Source organism: Streptomyces sp. cg40 (assembly GCF_050320165.1).
Classification (GTDB): Bacteria; Actinomycetota; Actinomycetes; order Streptomycetales; family Streptomycetaceae; genus Streptomyces; species Streptomyces hokutonensis.
In genome coordinates, this window is the sequence record NZ_CP190128.1 from 7,722,111 (window position 1) to 7,738,559 (window position 16,449).

The 16,449-nt window shown below is 70.4% G+C and carries 17 protein-coding genes and 1 pseudogene; 11 read left to right on the plus strand and 7 right to left on the minus strand.

Annotated features, from left to right (window positions below; translation table 11 throughout):
• Positions 1-9: 9 nt before the first annotated feature.
• The 3 genes from ACQHII_RS34760 to ACQHII_RS34770 all read left to right on the plus strand — a co-directional run bounded on the left by ACQHII_RS34760 (position 10) and on the right by ACQHII_RS34770 (position 2,447).
• A complete protein-coding gene (locus tag ACQHII_RS34760; protein WP_427922986.1) occupies positions 10-495 on the plus strand; it encodes a DUF5304 domain-containing protein in 486 nt (161 codons plus the stop codon).
• A gap of 104 nt (positions 496-599) precedes the next feature.
• Positions 600-1,553, plus strand: coding sequence for an ROK family glucokinase (locus tag ACQHII_RS34765; protein ID WP_400973498.1), 954 nt, complete (start codon positions 600-602; stop codon positions 1,551-1,553).
• 144 nt (positions 1,554-1,697) lie between these two features.
• Positions 1,698-2,447, plus strand: coding sequence for an endonuclease/exonuclease/phosphatase family protein (locus ACQHII_RS34770; protein WP_427922987.1), 750 nt, complete (start codon positions 1,698-1,700; stop codon positions 2,445-2,447).
• Between the two features lie 2 nt (positions 2,448-2,449).
• Here the strand turns inward: ACQHII_RS34770 and ACQHII_RS34775 are convergent, their stop codons facing one another.
• Together ACQHII_RS34775 and ACQHII_RS34780 are read right to left on the minus strand one after the other, a co-directional pair.
• Complete coding sequence (locus ACQHII_RS34775; RefSeq protein ID WP_427922988.1) at positions 2,450-3,058, minus strand: hypothetical protein; 609 nt, start codon at positions 3,056-3,058, stop codon at positions 2,450-2,452.
• Positions 3,051-3,863, minus strand: coding sequence for an alpha/beta hydrolase (locus ACQHII_RS34780; RefSeq protein WP_427925476.1), 813 nt, complete (start codon positions 3,861-3,863; stop codon positions 3,051-3,053). The genes ACQHII_RS34775 and ACQHII_RS34780 overlap by 8 nt, the downstream gene beginning before the upstream one ends.
• A 199-nt stretch (positions 3,864-4,062) precedes the next feature.
• Between ACQHII_RS34780 and ACQHII_RS34785 the strand changes: the two genes are divergently transcribed.
• From ACQHII_RS34785 to ACQHII_RS34805, 5 genes and pseudogenes are all read left to right on the plus strand, one after another.
• The gene (locus ACQHII_RS34785) at positions 4,063-4,809 is read left to right on the plus strand and encodes a lysophospholipid acyltransferase family protein (RefSeq protein ID WP_427925477.1); all 747 of its coding nucleotides are present in this window, start codon (positions 4,063-4,065) and stop codon (positions 4,807-4,809) included.
• Positions 4,810-4,840: 31 nt separating this feature from the next.
• Positions 4,841-6,061 carry a MacS family sensor histidine kinase gene (gene macS, locus ACQHII_RS34790; RefSeq protein WP_427922989.1) on the plus strand — a complete coding sequence of 407 codons (1,221 nt, stop codon included), beginning with the start codon at positions 4,841-4,843 and terminating at the stop codon, positions 6,059-6,061.
• Positions 6,058-6,735 (plus strand): response regulator, encoded by a 678-nt coding sequence (locus tag ACQHII_RS34795; RefSeq protein ID WP_427922990.1) that lies wholly within the window; start codon positions 6,058-6,060, stop codon positions 6,733-6,735. Before macS ends, ACQHII_RS34795 begins: the two co-directional genes overlap by 4 nt.
• Before the next feature lie 121 nt (positions 6,736-6,856).
• The gene (locus ACQHII_RS34800; RefSeq protein WP_406460688.1) at positions 6,857-7,885 is read left to right on the plus strand and encodes a 6-phosphofructokinase; all 1,029 of its coding nucleotides are present in this window, start codon (positions 6,857-6,859) and stop codon (positions 7,883-7,885) included.
• A gap of 110 nt (positions 7,886-7,995) precedes the next feature.
• A pseudogene (locus ACQHII_RS34805) lies at positions 7,996-8,481 on the plus strand (NAD(P)-dependent oxidoreductase); the annotation flags it as partial.
• Here the strand turns inward: ACQHII_RS34805 and ACQHII_RS34810 are convergent.
• Both ACQHII_RS34810 and ACQHII_RS34815 read right to left on the minus strand, forming a co-directional pair.
• On the minus strand, positions 8,433-10,313 hold the full coding sequence (locus tag ACQHII_RS34810; RefSeq protein ID WP_427922991.1) for an anthranilate synthase family protein: 1,881 nt from the start codon (positions 10,311-10,313) through the stop codon (positions 8,433-8,435). The pseudogene ACQHII_RS34805 and the gene ACQHII_RS34810 sit on opposite strands and share 49 nt — an antisense overlap.
• A 93-nt stretch (positions 10,314-10,406) precedes the next feature.
• On the minus strand, positions 10,407-10,475 hold the full coding sequence (locus tag ACQHII_RS34815) for a trp operon leader peptide (RefSeq protein WP_369407086.1): 69 nt from the start codon (positions 10,473-10,475) through the stop codon (positions 10,407-10,409).
• A 96-nt stretch (positions 10,476-10,571) separates the two neighbouring features.
• Between ACQHII_RS34815 and ACQHII_RS34820 the strand changes: the two genes are divergently transcribed.
• Together ACQHII_RS34820 and ACQHII_RS34825 are read left to right on the plus strand one after the other, a co-directional pair.
• Complete coding sequence (locus ACQHII_RS34820; RefSeq protein WP_427922992.1) at positions 10,572-11,924, plus strand: class II 3-deoxy-7-phosphoheptulonate synthase; 1,353 nt, start codon at positions 10,572-10,574, stop codon at positions 11,922-11,924.
• Positions 11,925-12,059: 135 nt separating this feature from the next.
• A complete protein-coding gene (locus ACQHII_RS34825; protein ID WP_200711582.1) occupies positions 12,060-12,284 on the plus strand; it encodes a (2Fe-2S)-binding protein in 225 nt (74 codons plus the stop codon).
• 20 nt (positions 12,285-12,304) lie between these two features.
• On the opposite strand, the gene bfr is transcribed toward ACQHII_RS34825, so the two are convergent.
• Positions 12,305-12,781, minus strand: a complete 477-nt coding sequence (gene bfr / locus ACQHII_RS34830; protein WP_317885067.1) for a bacterioferritin — start codon at positions 12,779-12,781, stop codon at positions 12,305-12,307.
• Between the two features lie 158 nt (positions 12,782-12,939).
• Here bfr and ACQHII_RS34835 point away from each other — a divergent pair, with 158 nt between their 5' ends.
• Entirely contained in the window at positions 12,940-13,554 is a 615-nt protein-coding gene (locus ACQHII_RS34835) for a sulfite oxidase-like oxidoreductase (RefSeq protein ID WP_427922993.1), read from the plus strand.
• A 12-nt stretch (positions 13,555-13,566) separates the two neighbouring features.
• Here ACQHII_RS34835 and ACQHII_RS34840 read toward each other — a convergent pair whose 3' ends face one another.
• Together ACQHII_RS34840 and pknB are read right to left on the minus strand one after the other, a co-directional pair.
• A complete protein-coding gene (locus ACQHII_RS34840; RefSeq protein ID WP_427922994.1) occupies positions 13,567-14,451 on the minus strand; it encodes a deoxyribonuclease IV in 885 nt (294 codons plus the stop codon).
• Positions 14,452-14,485: 34 nt separating this feature from the next.
• Positions 14,486-16,420, minus strand: coding sequence for a Stk1 family PASTA domain-containing Ser/Thr kinase (gene pknB, locus ACQHII_RS34845; protein ID WP_427922995.1), 1,935 nt, complete (start codon positions 16,418-16,420; stop codon positions 14,486-14,488).
• Positions 16,421-16,449 lie beyond the last annotated feature (29 nt).

A 16,449-nucleotide genomic window follows, 5' to 3' on the forward strand; every position in this document is an offset into this window, starting at 1 on the left:
GAGTCCGTCATGAGCGAAGAGCTCCCCCCGTACGAGGCCGGCAAGGAAGAGGCGCTCGACGAGGTGCGGGCGACCGACGCCGACGCCTGGGCGACGGCGGCCGCCGAAGACCTCGCGGCGGAGAAGGCCCGCCGCCGCACCCAGTACGGCCCGCCCCCGGGCTCGGCCGCCGAGGAACTGCGCAAGCTCGTCGACACCGTCGCGGACAAGCTGTCCGGCCTCCAGTCCCCGCTGCTCGGCCAGGTCGCGGGACCGGCCGCCCAGCAGGTGGTCAAGCAGGTCGTCCAGCAGGCCAAGGCCGCCGTCGAGCCCGTCATCGAACGCAACCCGGACGTCTTCGACCACCTCGCGGCGGCCGGAAACGAACTCCTCGCCGCGTACCGCTCCGCCGTCCAGGCCCAGGAACAGCGCTGGACGGCCCGCGACACCGAACTGAAGAACCTGCGCGACCCCGGGGACGACTCCGGCCCTGGAGAGCGCATCGACCTCGACTAGGCCCTGCTCCGGAGGGCCCGCTCTCCGGAACGACGTCGCTGATCCGACGCCGGACCCTCGGGTACGGTGGGCCGTAGCGGGGCTCGACCGAAACTGAGGGATTCATGGGACTCACCATCGGCGTCGACATCGGCGGCACCAAGATCGCGGCCGGCGTGGTCGATGAGGAAGGCAACATCCTGTCGACCCACCAGGTGCCCACCCCGGGCACGCCCGAGGGCATCGTCGACGCCATCGCCGCCGCCGTCGAGGGAGCGCGCGCCGGGCACGAGATCGTGGGCGTGGGCATCGGCGCGGCAGGGTACGTCAACCGCCAGCGCTCCACGGTCTACTTCGCGCCGAACATCGACTGGCGCCAGGAGCCGCTGAAGGACAAGGTCGAGGCCCGCGTCGGCCTCCCCGTCGTCGTGGAGAACGACGCGAACGCCGCGGCCTGGGGCGAGTACAAGTTCGGCGCCGGCAAGGGCCACCGCAACGTCATCTGCATCACCCTCGGCACCGGCCTCGGCGGCGGCATCATCATCGGCAACAAGCTGCGCCGCGGGCACTTCGGCGTGGCCGCCGAGTTCGGCCACATCCGCATGGTGCCGGACGGCCTGCTGTGCGGCTGCGGTTCACAGGGCTGCTGGGAGCAGTACGCCTCCGGCCGCGCCCTCGTCCGCTACGCCAAGCAGCGCGCCAACGCGACCCCCGAGGCCGCGGACGTCCTGCTCTCGCTCGGCGACGGCACCCCCGAGGGCATCGAGGGCAAGCACATCTCCATGGCCGCCCGGCAGGGCGACCCGGTCGCCGTCGACTCCTACCGCGAGCTGGCCCGCTGGGCCGGCGCCGGCCTCGCCGACCTGGCCTCCCTCTTCGACCCCTCCGCGTTCATCGTCGGCGGCGGCCTCTCGGACGAGGGCGAACTGGTTCTGGACCCGATCCGCAAGTCCTACAAGCGCTGGCTGGTGGGCGGCAACTGGCGCCCGGTGGCGGACGTTATCGCGGCGCAGCTGGGCAACAAGGCCGGGATGGTAGGCGCAGCGGACCTGGCGAGGGAACCCGACCCGATCATGTAGACATACGGCGACAGTGCTCACCCAGGGGCGCGGGGCGGTAGTCGATTTGCGGCTACCGCCGCGCGGGCGCGACCAGCCACATCGGACCGGCAGTCGCCCACGTACCCCGCGCCCCGAGCCGTCAGGCGGCGTAAATTGATCCACATGGCGCCGCTCCCCAACTCCCGCACCGAATCCGACGGTTCCGCGGTCATCCGCGTCCTGAGCTACAACATCCGCTCGATGCGCGACGACACAGCCGCCCTTGCCCGCGTGATCAGGGCCTGCGCCCCGGACCTCGTCCTGGTCCAGGAAGCCCCCCGCTTCTTCCGCTGGCGCAAGAAGCTCGCCCGCCTGGCCTCCGCGTCCGACCTGGTTGTCCTCTCCGGCGGAGGCACCGCCGCGGGCCCGGCCCTGCTCTGTTCCCTCCGCGCCACGGTCGAACGCACCGAGGACGTCCTCCTCCCCCTCACCCCCGGCGAACACCGCCGCGGCTTCGCGACCGCGGTCGTCCGCTTCGGCGGCGCCCGCCTCGGCGTCCTCAGCTGCCACCTCAGCCTCCGCGACGACGAGCGCTACGACCAGGGCGGCATGCTGCTCGACCGGCTGGCCGGCATGGGCGTGGACCACGCGATCGCGGGCGGCGACCTCAACGACCGCCCCGGAGGCCGGACTTTCACCCGGCTGGCCAAGGACCTCCAGGACTGCTGGGCCACCAGCCCCTGGGGCGCCGAGTACACCTGGACCCCCGGCAACCCCTTCCAGCGCATCGACGCGATCTTCGCCACGCAGGGTGTCGAGGTACTGGGCTGCGGGGTGCCGTCGGAGCAGCCGGGAGTGACGGAGACGGACTTGAGGGCGGCCACGGACCACTTCCCGGTCCTGGCCGCCCTCAGAATTCCCGCCGCTCGATAACGTCAGACGACGGCCCCGCGCCCGGGGTCGTCCCCCTCCTCGTCGTCCGTCCGCATCCGCATCACCAGCGTGCCGAAGCCGCCGAGGAAGCCGCCGATGCCGACGGTCGCCAGCCACCAGGTCATGTCCCAGCCGAGCAGCACCGCGAGCAGCAGCAGGATCGGGCCGCCGATCACCCCGAGCCAGGCGAACTTGGCCGTCGTGTCGGCGGCCGGCAGCGGCGGCGGCTCTGGCGGCACGAAGTGGCCCTCGTCGTCCTCGTCGAAGTCCTCCTCGGAGGAGTCCGGCGCGGTGTAGTCACGGGGGCCGCCGACACCGGGCGCGAAGGAGACGGAGCTGCCCAGCGGCTTGGCGGGCGCGGGCTCCTCTGTGCCTTTGTCCTTGTCCTTGGAGTCCTTGGAGGACTGCTCCTTGGCCTTGGGCTGCTCGTCGTTCTTCTCGGGGTCGAGCAGCGCCAGGTCCTCGATCGACTTGAACGGCTTGGCGCCCGGCGGATCCTTGGGCTCGTCGCCGTATCCGGCGACGATCGCGGCCCACGCGGCCTCCTCGTCGAACGGGACGCCCTGCTCGTCCGGTTCGAGGCCCTCGCGGTCGGAGTCGTGCTCAGCCACCTGTGGCCGTCCCTTCCTGCTCGCTCACCCGGCCCGTGTCGGACGCCTGCTTGCCGACACTGGGTGCGAGCCGGCCGATGAACGTGAAGCTCTCCTCGAAAATCCGGTCCGCGTCGTGGTCCAACGTCGCGACGTGGTAGCTCTGTTCCAGCAGGATTTCCGTCACGTCGGCCGAGGAAACGCGACTGAGCACACGGGCCGAGTCGGCCGGCGGCACCACATGGTCCTGGGTGCTGTGCAGCAGCAGGAGCGGCTGGGTGACCTGCGGGAGCTCGCGGTCGACCAGCCGGAAGAAATTGCGCAGCGAGTGCGCGGAGTGCAGCGGCACCTTGTCGTAGCCGACCTCGTCGCTGCCCTCCTTCGCGATGTCGCTGGCGATGCCCGGCGCCGTACGCACCAGGTGGCGGGCGACCGGAAGGGCGTACGCGGCGAGGCCGTGCACCTTGATACCGGGGTTGACGACCACGACGCCGCTGATCTCGTCGCCGTGCCTGGCGGCCAGCCGCAGGGCCAGCGCGCCGCCCATGGACAGGCCCGCGACGAAGACCTGCGAGCAGCGCTCGCGCAGGGCGCGCAGCTCGCGGTCCACCTCCGCGTACCAGTCCTGCCAGCCGGTGAGCTGCATGTCCTCCCAGCGGGTGCCGTGCCCGGGCAGCAGCGGCAGCGACACGGTGAGGCCGCGCTCGGCCAGATACTCCGCCCAGGGGCGCAGCGACTGCGGGGAACCGGTGAAGCCGTGGCAGAGGAGAACTCCGACCTCCCCGCCCTCGTGGCGGTACGGCTCGGCTCCGGGGAGGACCGGCACCTTCGGTCTCCTGTTCATGAGAGGGGCGTGTTCATGTTCATGAAGAAGGGTGTGCGTCAGTGAGGCGTGAACGAGTCCAGGTGCGGTCAACCGTACGCGACCGCACTGACACCGACCAGGGCCGTCGGGTCCTTTGACGGTGCTCCGGGTTAAGGTCTGATCGACGAGCACAGGAGGCACTCGGTTGTTGTACGGCACGATGAAGGTCGCCATCGGTGGGCCGCTGAAGGTCGCCTTCCGGCCGTGGGTGGAGGGCCTGGAGAACATTCCGGCGGAGGGCGCCGCGATCCTGGCGAGCAATCACCTCTCGTTCTCGGACTCGTTCTTCCTGCCCGCGGTCCTCGACCGCAAGGTCACCTTCATCGCGAAGGCCGAGTACTTCACCACACCCGGGGTGAAGGGCAAGCTGACGGCCGCGTTCTTCAAGGGCGCAGGCCAGCTCCCGGTGGACCGCTCGGGTGCGCGCGGGGCGGGCGAGGCCGCGATCAAGGCCGGGATCGACGTCCTGGAGCGCGGTGAACTGTTCGGTATCTATCCGGAGGGCACGCGCTCCCCGGACGGCCGTCTGTACCGCGGCAAGCCCGGCGGCCTCGCGCGCGTGGCGCTCGCCAGTGGCGCCCCGGTGATCCCGGTCGCGATGATCGACACGGAGAAGATCCAGCCGCCCGGCAAGGTCGTCCCGAAGCTGATGCGCCCGGGCATCCGGATCGGCAAACCGCTCGACTTCAGCCGGTACAACGGCATGGAGCACGACCGTTTCGTGCTGCGCGCCGTGACCGACGAGGTCATGTACGAAATCATGAAGCTCTCCGGCCAGGAGTACGTCGACATCTACGCGACGGCCGCCAAGCGGCAGATCGCGGACGCGGCGAAGGCCGAGAAGGAAGCGGACAAGGCCACCAGGGCCGCGCTCGCACAAGCGGAGAAGGAACAGACCAGCCCCTAGGGTGGGGCCGGCTGTGTCGGGGGTGGGGATCATGGCCAGGCGCGAGCGCGTCATCAGAATGTCGGTCGAGCAGCCGCTGTGGCGTGCCCTGAGCGGCTACCGGGTGCTGACCATGCTGTACGCGGTCGGACTGTTCGCCTCCGAGTACGACCAGTTCGACCGCCCGGGCATCGCGATCGCCTTCTACGTCGTCCTGTTCGTCTGGACGTTCGCCACCCTGCCCCGCGTGCAGAGCGCGGTCGCGTGCACCAAGCGCTTCCTCGCCGCCGACCTCGCGATCGCGCTGACCGGCATCGTCCTCACGCCGGTCGCGGCCGACGCCCACCACATAGACAGCGGCGGCCCCACCCTGCCGTCGATATGGACCGCCGGCTCGGTCCTCGCCTACGCCATCAAGGGCGGCTGGCGCTGGGCCGCGTTCGCCTCCACCCCGGTCGCCGCCGCCAACCTGATCGAGCGCGGCTCCCCGGCTCGCGACACCGTCCACAACGTGGTCCTCGTCTGGGTCGCCTCCATCGCGATCGGCTACGTCGTGGAGGTCGCCCGCGCCTCCGAGCGCACCCTCGCCCGCGCCCTGGAGATCGAGGCCACCACCCGGGAACGGGAGCGGCTGGCCCGGGACATCCACGACGGTGTCCTCCAGGTGCTGGCCATGGTGCAGCGGCGCGGTGCGGTGCTCGGCGGCGAGGCGGGCGAGCTGGGCCGGATGGCGGGCGAGCAGGAGATCGCCCTGCGCACCCTGGTCTCCGGCGGCCTGGTCCCCGTCTCCCGGGTCTCGCTGGACGCGGCGGAGGGCGCGGTCGTGAGGGCCGTGGAGGAAGAATCCGACGAGGTCGACGACGGGCCGGTCGATCTGCGGTCGCTGCTCGCGCCGTACGCCGCCGCGAAGGTGAGTTTCGCGGAGCCCGGTGCCCCGGTGCCGTTGCCCGCGCCCGCCGCGAAGGAGCTGGCCGCCGCTGTCGGTGCCGCCCTGGACAATGTGCGCAGGCACGCCGGTGCGGACGCCCGTGCCTGGATCCTGGTCGAGGACGAACCCGGGGAGGTCGTGGTGACCGTACGGGACGACGGGCCAGGTATCCCGGAGGGGCGGCTCGCGCAGGCCGAGGGGGAGGGGCGGCTCGGGGTCGCCCTGTCGATCCGGGGGCGGCTGCGGGACCTGGGCGGGAGTGCCGAGCTGGTCTCGATTCCCGGGCAGGGCACGGAAGTTGAGCTGAAGGTACCGAAGTCGCGGGGGAAGGCGGGGACACGATGAGTGAGCAGCGGGGCCCGATCAGGGTCATGGTGGTCGACGACCACCCGATGTGGCGCGACGCGGTCGCCCGCGACCTGGCCGAGTCCGGCTTCGAGGTGGTCGCCACCGCCGGGGACGGCGAACAGGCGGTACGCCGGGCCAAGGCCGCCGCCCCGGACGTACTCGTCCTGGACCTGAACCTGCCGGTGCTGCCCGGCGTCCAGGTCTGCAAGGAACTGGTGGGCGCCAACCCGGCGTTGCGCGTCCTGGTCCTCTCCGCGAGCGGTGAGCACGCCGACGTGCTGGAGGCGGTGAAGTCGGGCGCGACCGGCTATCTGCTCAAGTCGGCCTCCACGGAAGAGCTGTTGGACGCGGTGCGGCGGACGGCGGTCGGCGACCCGGTGTTCACCCCGGGGCTCGCCGGACTGGTCCTCGGCGAGTACCGCCGCCTTGCCTCGGACCCGGCACCGGCCGCCGGCAGCGACGAGCCCAAGGCGCCCCAACTCACCGACCGCGAGACCGAAGTGCTCCGCCTGGTCGCCAAGGGCCTGAGCTACAAGCAGATCGCCGAGCGCCTGGTCATCTCGCACCGCACGGTCCAGAACCACGTCCAGAACACCCTGGGCAAGCTCCAGTTGCACAACCGCGTGGAGCTGGTGCGGTACGCGATAGAGCGCGGACTCGACGACGCGTAGCCGGACGGGGTAGATCAACTACCCCACAATTCAGCTGAATTGACCTTCCCGCCCATCCCTCTGTGACCTGGATCACCATTAGCGTGGCTGTCACAGGAAACTGCGGCGAAGGGATATTTCCATGCGCGTCGGAGTACTGACCGGAGGCGGCGACTGCCCCGGACTCAACGCCGTCATCCGGGGCATCGTCCGCAAGGGCGTCCAGGAGTTCGGCTACGACTTCGTCGGCTACCGGGACGGCTGGCGAGGTCCGCTCGAAGGCGACACCGTCCGTCTCGACATCCCCGCCGTGCGCGGCATCCTGCCCCGCGGCGGCACCATCCTCGGCTCCTCCCGCACCAACCCGCTGAAGCTGGAGAACGGCATCGGCCGCATCAAGGCCAACCTCGCCGCGCAGGAGGTCGACGCGCTGATCGTGATCGGCGGCGAGGACACCCTCGGCGTGGCCGCGCGGCTCTCGGACGAGTACGGCGTGCCGTGCGTCGGCGTACCGAAGACCATCGACAACGACCTGTCCGCCACCGACTACACCTTCGGCTTCGACACCGCCGTCGGCATCGCCACCGAGGCCATCGACCGGCTGCACACCACCGCCGAGTCGCACATGCGGGTCCTGGTCTGCGAGGTCATGGGCCGGCACGCCGGCTGGATCGCGATCCACTCAGGCCTGGCCGGCGGCGCCAACGTCATCCTCATCCCCGAGCAGCGCTTCGACGTCGAGCAGGTGTGCGGCTGGATCACCTCCCGCTTCAAGGCGTCGTACGCCCCGATCGTGGTCGTCGCGGAGGGGGCCATGCCCAAGGACGGCGACGTGGTCCTCAAGGACGGCACCCTCGACTCCTTCGGGCACGTCCGGCTGTCCGGGGTCGGCGAATGGCTGGCCAAGGAGATCGAGAAGCGGACCGGCAAGGAGGCCCGCACCACCGTCCTCGGCCACATCCAGCGCGGCGGCACCCCCAGCGCCTTCGACCGCTGGCTCGCCACCCGCTTCGGCCTGCACGCCATCGAGGCCGTCCGCGACGGCGACTTCGGCAAGATGGTCGCCCTGCGCGGCACGGACATCGTCCGCGTACCGATCGCGGAGGCGACGGCCCAACTGAAGACGGTGGACCCGAAGCTGTACGAGGAGGTCGGGGTGTTCTTCGGCTGAGACTTGGCTGCGCTCTTGACGTCGACTGGGCCGGCCGGGCATCCCAGCCCGTCCGGCGTTTGAGGACGAGGCCCCTTCAGGGCCGAAGCGGGGGTCCGGGGGCGCAGCCCCTGGACGGTGCGTTCGGTCGCCAGCGCCTGGACATGCACGGTGCTGGAGTACACCGGTCCACCCCCTGGAGGGGCTCGTACTACTCCCCGTACTCCGTCGCCGAGAACCCGGCCTGTGTCGAGCTCGGCATGACCTACGTCCCCAAGGAACAGCTCCTCGCCGAGTCCGACCTCATCACCCTGCACGTCCCGCTGCTGCCGGACACCCAGCGGCTCATCGACGCCGACGCCCTGAAGGCGATGAAGGACGACGCGATCCTCGTCGACTCCAGCCGCGGCGGCCTGATCGACACCGCGGCCCTCGTCGCCGAACTGCGCGAGGACACCCTGGCCCGCCTGGTCACCTTCCCGAACGTCCTGGTCACCTCCCACCAGGCGTACTACACCGAGGACGCCGTCGGCCAGATCATCGACGCCACCGTCCGCAACGTCCTCGACTACACGGCCGGCCGCCGCTCCGAGAACGTGCTCGTACCCCGTAGCTGACCCACCAACTCCCGTACGACAGCAGCCCCGTTGAGCGTCAGCACCGACTCCGGGTGGAACTGCACACCGGCGAACCCCGGCCCTCGCAGCGCATGCACCTCACCACTCGCGCTACGGCTGACCTCCACACCGTGGGCCTCCAGCTCGGCGGCCGCCTCGTCGTCGCAGCGCGCCACGAAGCTGTTGTAGAAGCCGACGGTCTCCTCCCGGCCGAACAGGTCGACCGTCGTCTGCGCCCCCTGGTACGGAACCTCCTTGCGGACGATCTCCAACCCCAGCTCCGCCGCGATCAGTTCGTGCCCGAGGCACACACCGAGGACACCGTGCCGGTTCGCCCGGAGGACCTCGGCGGTCAGCGCCCGCAGGAACCGCATCTTCGGGTCGGCCGTGTCGGAGGGGTCACCGGGACCCGGCCCCAGCACCACCGGCCCCTCGTGCGCGAGCACCGCCTCCCGCAGCCCCTCCTCGTCGTACCGGCGCACGGTCACCTCCAGGCCGCTCGACCGCAGCACGTGCGCGAGCATCGCCGTGAAGGTGTCCTCCCCGTCGACGACCAGCGCGTGCCCGGTCAGCTCCTCGGAGCGCTCCTGCATCCGCAGCCAGAAGGGGGCCAGGGAGGTGCGGCGACCGTCGAGGGCGGCGCGCACCCGGGGATCGTCGGCCAGCCGGGGCCGCGTGCTCTCCTCGTGCGGCCGGGACGGTCGTACGCCGAGAGCCGCCAGGACGCCCGCCGCCTTCGCGTGGGTCTCCGCGACCTCGCCCGCCGGGTCGGAGCCGCGCACCAGGGTGGCGCCGACCGGGACCCGCAGCCGGCCGGCCGGGTCGATGTCGGCGGTGCGGATGAGGATGGGGGAGTCGAGGGTCTGGGCACCGCCGGAGTCGCGGCCGAGCAGGGCGAGGGCGCCCGCGTAGTAACCCCGCCCGCCGACCTCGTGCCGCTCGATGACCCGGCAGGCGTTCTGCACCGGCGACCCGGTGACGGTCGCCGCGAACATGGTCTCCTTCAGGACCTCCCGCACATCCAGCGAGGACCGGCCGCGCAACTCGTACTCGGTGTGCGCGAGATGGGCCATCTCCTTCAGCCGGGGCCCGACGACGACCCCGCCCATGTCGCCGACCGTGCACATCATCTTGAGCTCCTCGTCGACGACCATCGACAGCTCCTCGATCTCCTTGCCGTCGGCGAGGAAGTCCAGCAGGTGCTCGGGCGTGGGCCCTTCCGCCGGATAGCGGTACGTCCCGCTGATCGGGTTCATGACGACCGTCCCGCCGGACATCCGGACGTGCACCTCGGGACTCGCGCCCACCAGCGTGCGCTCGCCCGTGTGCACGACGAACGTCCAGTACGCGCCCCGCTCACCCACCAGCAGCCGCCGGAAGAGCGCGAGAGCGTCTTTGCGCGAGAACCCCGGGATCTCGCCCTCGTACGTCCGCCGGATGACGAAGTTGGCGCCCTCGCCGCGCCCGATCTCCTCCCGCAGCACCCGCCCGACGATCTCGCCGTACCGCTCGTCGTCGACGTCGAAGCGGCCGCCCTCCACCCGCACGTCGTGCGCGGGCAGCTGGTCCAGCGCGTCGGCGAGCGGGATGCCGTACGACTCCTCGGGGGTGAGGAAGGCCAGCGGGGTGCCGTCGTCGCGGACGTCGAAGCCGCGCTCGCGGATCTGGCGGTAGGGGATCAGGGCCAGGCCCTCGGCGGGGAGGTCGGCGAGGCGGTCGTGGGTGGAGACCGGGCCGAGGAGGACCTCCACCGTGTTCTCGTCGTGGCCCGGCGTGCGGCGGCGCAGCAGGGCGAACGGTCGGTCGTCGTGCAGCAGCTGTGTCAGGTCCATGGTTCCTCTGCCATCGATGGAGGAGGAACGACCCCGGAAACGCCGAAGGCCGCCCCTCGGGCGGCCTTCGCGGAGTACTGGGAGTACGCGCAGTCAGTGGGCCGCCGGATGAGCGGTCCACCACCAGTTCTGGTTCGTGTGCTGGGTCGAGTGCGCGAACATGCGAGGCACCCTACCCCACGCGCACCTGAGCGTGCGGGTGTCTCACCTGTCGAGCCGCGCGAAAAACGGTCGACACGACCCCGTAATGTTGAGTCCGTGACCGTGAACGCTAAGACCAGCGCCAGCGCTGGCAACACCTGGCGAGACCTGCCCGCGGCGCAGCAGCCCGAGTACCCCGACACCGAGGCTCTGCGCGCAGTGATCGCGGACCTCGCGTCGTATCCGCCGCTCGTCTTCGCGGGCGAGTGCGACCAGCTGCGTGCCCGGTTGGCGGCCGTCGCCAAGGGAGAGGCGTTCCTCCTCCAGGGCGGCGACTGTGCCGAGGCCTTCGACGCGGTGTCCGCCGACCACATCCGCAACAAGCTGAAGACCCTGCTCCAGATGGGTGCCGTGCTCACGTACGCAGCCTCGGTGCCGGTGGTCAAGGTCGGCCGGATCGCCGGCCAGTACTCCAAGCCGCGCTCCAAGGGGACCGAGACCCGCGACGGGGTGACCCTCCCGACCTACCGGGGCGACTCCGTCAACGGCTTCGCCTTCACCGAAGAGGCCCGCATCCCGGACCCCGAGCGCCTGAAGCGGATGTACAACGCGTCCGCCTCCACGCTCAACCTGGTCCGCGCCTTCACCACCGGCGGCTATGCCGACCTGCGCCAGGTGCACGCCTGGAACCAGGACTTCGTGAAGTCGTCCCCCTCCGGCCAGCGCTACGAGCAGCTCGCCCGCGAGATCGACAACGCGCTGAACTTCATGCGGGCCTGCGGCACCGACCCGGAGGAGTTCAAGACCGTCGAGTTCTACGCCTCGCACGAGGCGCTGCTGCTGGACTACGAGTCGGCCCTGACCCGCGTCGACTCCCGCACCGGCAGGCTCTACGACGTCTCCGGGCACATGGTGTGGATCGGCGAGCGCACCCGCCAACTGGACGGCGCGCACATCGAGTTCGCGTCCCAGATCCGCAACCCGATCGGCATCAAGCTCGGCCCGACGACGACCGCGGAGGAGGCGCTTCAGTACATCGAGCGCCTCGACCCGGACCGCGAGCCCGGCCGGCTCACCTTCATCGTGCGGATGGGCGCGGACAAGGTCCGCGACAAGCTGCCCGAGCTGGTCGAGAAGGTCACCGCGTCCGGTGCGACCGTCGCCTGGATCACCGACCCGATGCACGGCAACACGTACGAGGCGGCCTCCGGTCACAAGACCCGCCGCTTCGACGACGTGCTCGACGAGGTGAAGGGCTTCTTCGAGGTCCACAAGGGCCTCGGCACCCACCCGGGCGGCATCCACGTCGAGCTCACCGGTGACGATGTCACCGAGTGCGTGGGCGGCGGCGACGAGATCTTCGTCGACGACCTGCACCAGCGCTACGAGACGGCCTGCGACCCGCGCCTGAACCGCAGCCAGTCCCTTGACCTGGCCTTCCTCGTCGCCGAGATGTACAGGGACCAGTAACTGTTTCACCTGTTACAGCAGAGTGCCGTGGGGCGGGGATCACATACGATCCCCGCCCCACAGCACTTTTACAGGACCTGCGGGCCGGGTAAGGTTAGGTTGGCCTTATCAAGTTCCGGCGGGAGGTGAATCCGCGTGTACGTCTGCAGTTGCTTCCAGGTGACCGAGGCACAGGTCCAGGAGCACGCGGGTGGGGGTGCCTGTACGCCCCGCCAGATCGCCTCCGCCTGCAAGGCCGGCACCGACTGCGGTTCGTGCGTCCGCCGGATCCAGGCGATCCTCGGCCGCGGCAACTGCCCGCGCCGCGATCTCGTGGAAGAGGGCGCGTCGGTCTTCGCCGAACTGGACGAAGCCGCTTAGGGGCGGACCCCGGCGGGACCCTAGCTGGGCTGCTCGATCTGCTGCGCGATGTAGAGCGCCTCGCCGAGCTGCTCGATCAGCTGGAGCTGCGTGTCGAGGTAGTCGATGTGGTGCTCCTCGTCCTCCAGGATGTCCTCGAAGATGTTCGCGGACGTGACATCGCCCTTCGCGCGCATCACCTCGATACCCCGCTTGAGCCGGTCGATCGCCTCGACCTCCACCTGCCGGTCCGCCTGGAACATCTCGGTGACCGTCTGGCCGACCCGGACGTGGAACAGCCGCTGGTAGTTCGGCAGACCGTCCAGCATCAGGATGCGCTCGGTGATCTTGTCCGCGTGCTTCATCTCGTCGATGGATTCTTCACGCGTGTACTTGGCGAGCTTGGTCCAGCCGTTGTTGTCCTGGATGCGGTAGTGCAGCCAGTACTGGTTGATCGCGGTCAGCTCGCCGGTGAGCTGCTCGTTCAGGAACTCGAGGACCTCGGGGTCGCCCTGCATCGCAGAGGCTCCTTCCAAAACAAGGGGAACTGGCGGGTTGCGCCGCATGATTGCACCGGCGCGAAGAGGTCGTCCAGTAAGTGCATGCTTAGTAGGAGTTGCCCGAATCCGCCCAGAGCCGGTCATGTGCACCGGCCCCCGTCTGTCAGGATGGAGCCATGGGTCAGAGAGGGGTCGAACAGTCCGAGCTGCCGCCCGGCCAGCGACTTCAGCGCGGCTGGCCGGTCACCCACTACGGCCCGGTCCCCAAGTTCCGCCCCGAGCGCTGGGAGTTCAGGGTCTTCGGCGCCACCGCCGACGCCGACAAGCACTGCTGGAACCACGACGAGTTCACGGCGCTGCCCTACGACTCGGTCGTGGCCGATCTGCACTGCGTCACGAAGTTCAGCATGCTGGGCGCCGAATGGGGCGGCATCCCCGCTCGCACGATCCTGGAGACCGCCCCGCCGTCACCCGCCGTCACCCATGTCATGGTCTGGGCGGAGTACGGCTTCAGCGCCAACCTCCGGCTCGCCGACTTCGCCGCCGAGGGCACGATCTTCGCCACCCACAAGGACGGCGAACTCCTCACCGCGGAACACGGGTTCCCGCTCCGCCTGGTCGTCCCCCACCTGTACGCCTGGAAGGGCCCGAAGTGGGTCCGGGGCGTCGAGTACATGACGGCCGACCGGCGCGGCTTCTGGGAGGAACGCGGGTACCACAACGTCGGAGACCCGTGGAAGGAACAGCGGTACTCGTACCAGGAGGGCCCGGGCGAGGGGCCGGAGCTGTAACCCCCTTCGGGGCTACGAGTCCCTGAGCTTCTTCAGCCGCTCCATGTCCGCCGCGTGCCCTTCCTTGCCGCCGGGCGTCTCGATGATCAGCGGTACGCCCTCGGTCGCCGGGTGGGTCATCAGCGCGCGGAACGGATCCTCGCCGATGTGCCCGGAGCCGATGTTCTCGTGGCGGTCCTTGTGGGCGCCGACGACGTCCTTGGAGTCGTTGGCATGGATCAGTTTCAGCCGCCCCTCGCCGACCGTGTCCACCAGCAGGTCGAGCGTCCGGTGCATCCCGCTCGGGCCGGTCAGGTCGTGCCCGGCGGCGAAGATGTGGCACGTGTCCAGGCACACGCCCAGCTTCGGATGGGCGTCCAGCGCCTCGAAGTACGGCCCGAAGTCCCAGGTCCGCGAGCACAGCGAGGAACCCTGACCGGCGGTCGACTCCAGCAGCAGGAACGGGTCGTCGTCGTGGGTGAGTTCGTCCAGCAGCGGCAGCAGATACTCCCGCACCTGCGCCAGCGCCACGGCCCGCGCCCGCCCGCCCGTAGCGCTCCCGGTGTGCACGACCACACCGAGCGCGCCGATCTCGCGTCCCCGCCGGAGTGAGTGCCGCAGCGACTCGACGGACTTCTCCACGGTGGCCTCGGTGTGCGAGCCGAAGTTGATGAGGTACGGCGCGTGCACGTACGCCGGGATCGACTCGGCCTCGCACACCGCGCGGAACTCCTCGTCCTGGCGCGGGTTCCCGGCCGGTGTCGCCCAGCCGCGCGGGTTGGCGACGAAGACCTGCACGGTCTCGGCGGCCAGCTCACGGGCGTAGGACAGCCCCACGGAGTGGAGACCGCCGGCCACGGGGACATGGCCGCCGACGGGGTTGCGGGAAGGGATGCGGGAGGGGGACGCGCTACTCACCCGACCAGGGTGTCACGCGCGCGTGCCGCCCCCGTCACCGGATGGTGATCGTGATCGTCGACCCCTTGGGAGCCTGCTCGCCCGCGTCCACGGACTGTTTCTTCACGGTGTCGCCGAACAGACCGAGCAGACCGCGGTCCTCCTTGACCTCGAAGCCGGACTGTTCGAGGAGTTTCGTCGCCGCGTCGACGCTCGCGCCGACCACGTTCGGGACCTCGACCAGCTCCGGGCCCTTGGACAGGGTCAGCGTCACCGTGTCGCCCGCGGCGGCCTGGCTGTCGCCGGCGGGGGTCTGCTGGGCGACCTGGCCCGCGTCGTACTCCGAGGTGACCTCGGTGTCGGACACCTTCACCGTGAGACCGGCCTCCTGGAGGTCCGACTTCGCGGTGTCCAGGTCCTCACCGGTGACGTCCGGCACGTCGACCGCGCTGCCCTTGCTGACGGTCAGGGCTATCGCGGAGCCCGCGTGGCGCTCGGTGCCCGCCCCGGGGTCCGTGCTGATCACGAAGCCCTTGGGGACGTCGTCGCTGAACTCCCTGGTGACCATGCCGGCCGCCAGCCCGTCCGTCTTGAGCAGGGCCTGCGCCTTGCTCAGGGCGTAGCCCTCCAGGTCGGGCACCTTCACGGTCTCCGGGCCGTCCGAGACGGTCAGGGCCACCGAGTCGTTGTCCCGGATGCGGGCGCCGGCCACCGGGTCGGTGCTGATGACCGTGCCGCGCTTCACGGTGTCGCTGTAGGCGTGCTTGACCGACTTGACGTCGAGACCGGCCTCCTTCAGCCGCTCCTTCGCCTGCGCCTCGGTCTTCGCCAGCAGCGGCGGGACCTTGGTGAACTGGCCGGAGTTGATGTACCAGACGCCCGTCCCGACCCCGATGACCAGCAGGATCGCGGCAATGATCGCCAGCAGCCCGCGCCGGGGCCGCCGCGCGTCGCGCCGCCGGGGCGGCAGCGGCGGCCCGCTCTCGAACCGGCTGGTCCGGTTGTACGGGTCACCGGGCCCGTCGTCCTCGTTGACCGGCAGCGGACGCGGCACCGTCAGCGAGCGCGGGATCACACTCGTACGGTTCTCGGAGTCGGGATGCTCCGAGGTCAGCGCCTGCGGCGGCACCGCGTCCAGCTGCTCGTCGCTCAGCCCCGCCCGCGCCTCGCGGACCAGCCCGAACAGCGAGACCGCGTCGTACGGCCGGATGTCCGGAGTGCGCGCGGTGGCCGTGGCGACCAGCTCGTCCAGCTCGTACGCCAGCCCCGGCACGACGGCCGAGGGCGGCGGGACGTCCTCGTGCAGGTGCTTGTAGAGCACGATCGCGGGGGAGTCCCCGTCATGTGGCTTCTGGCCGGTCAGCATCTCGTACAGGACGACACCGCACGCGTACACGTCGACCCGGGGGGACGCCGTGCCGCCCTCGATCTGCTCCGGCGCGAGATACGAGACCGTGCCGAGCACGTTCTCCGTGGTGCTGGTGACCGTGTCCACGGACCGCACCAGCCCGAAGTCGGCGACCTTGACCCGGCCGTCGTCCCCTATGAGCACGTTCTCCGGCTTCATGTCCCGGTGCACGAACCCGGCCCGGTGCGCGGCACCCAGCGCGGCCAGCACCGGCTCCAGGATGTCCAGCGCGGCCCGCGGCTGCAGAGCGCCGCGCTCGCGCAGCACGTCCCGCAGGGTGCAGCCGGCGACGTACTCCATCGCCAGATAGACGTACGCCCCCTGGGCGCCCTGGTCGAAGACCTGCACCACGTTCGGATGCGCCAGCCGCGCCACCGACTTGGCCTCGCGGATGAACCGGTCGACGAAGGAGGCGTCGGCCGCCAGCGTCGGGTGCATCACCTTGAGTGCGAGAACCCGGTCCAGGCGGGTGTCCACGGCCCGGTAGACCGTGGCCATCCCGCCGACGGCGATCCGCGCGTCGACGCGATAGCGGCCGTCGAGCAACTGCCCGACGAGAGGGTCATGAAGGGTCGTATCCACGCAGGTGAGTGTACGAGCCGAGGCTGACA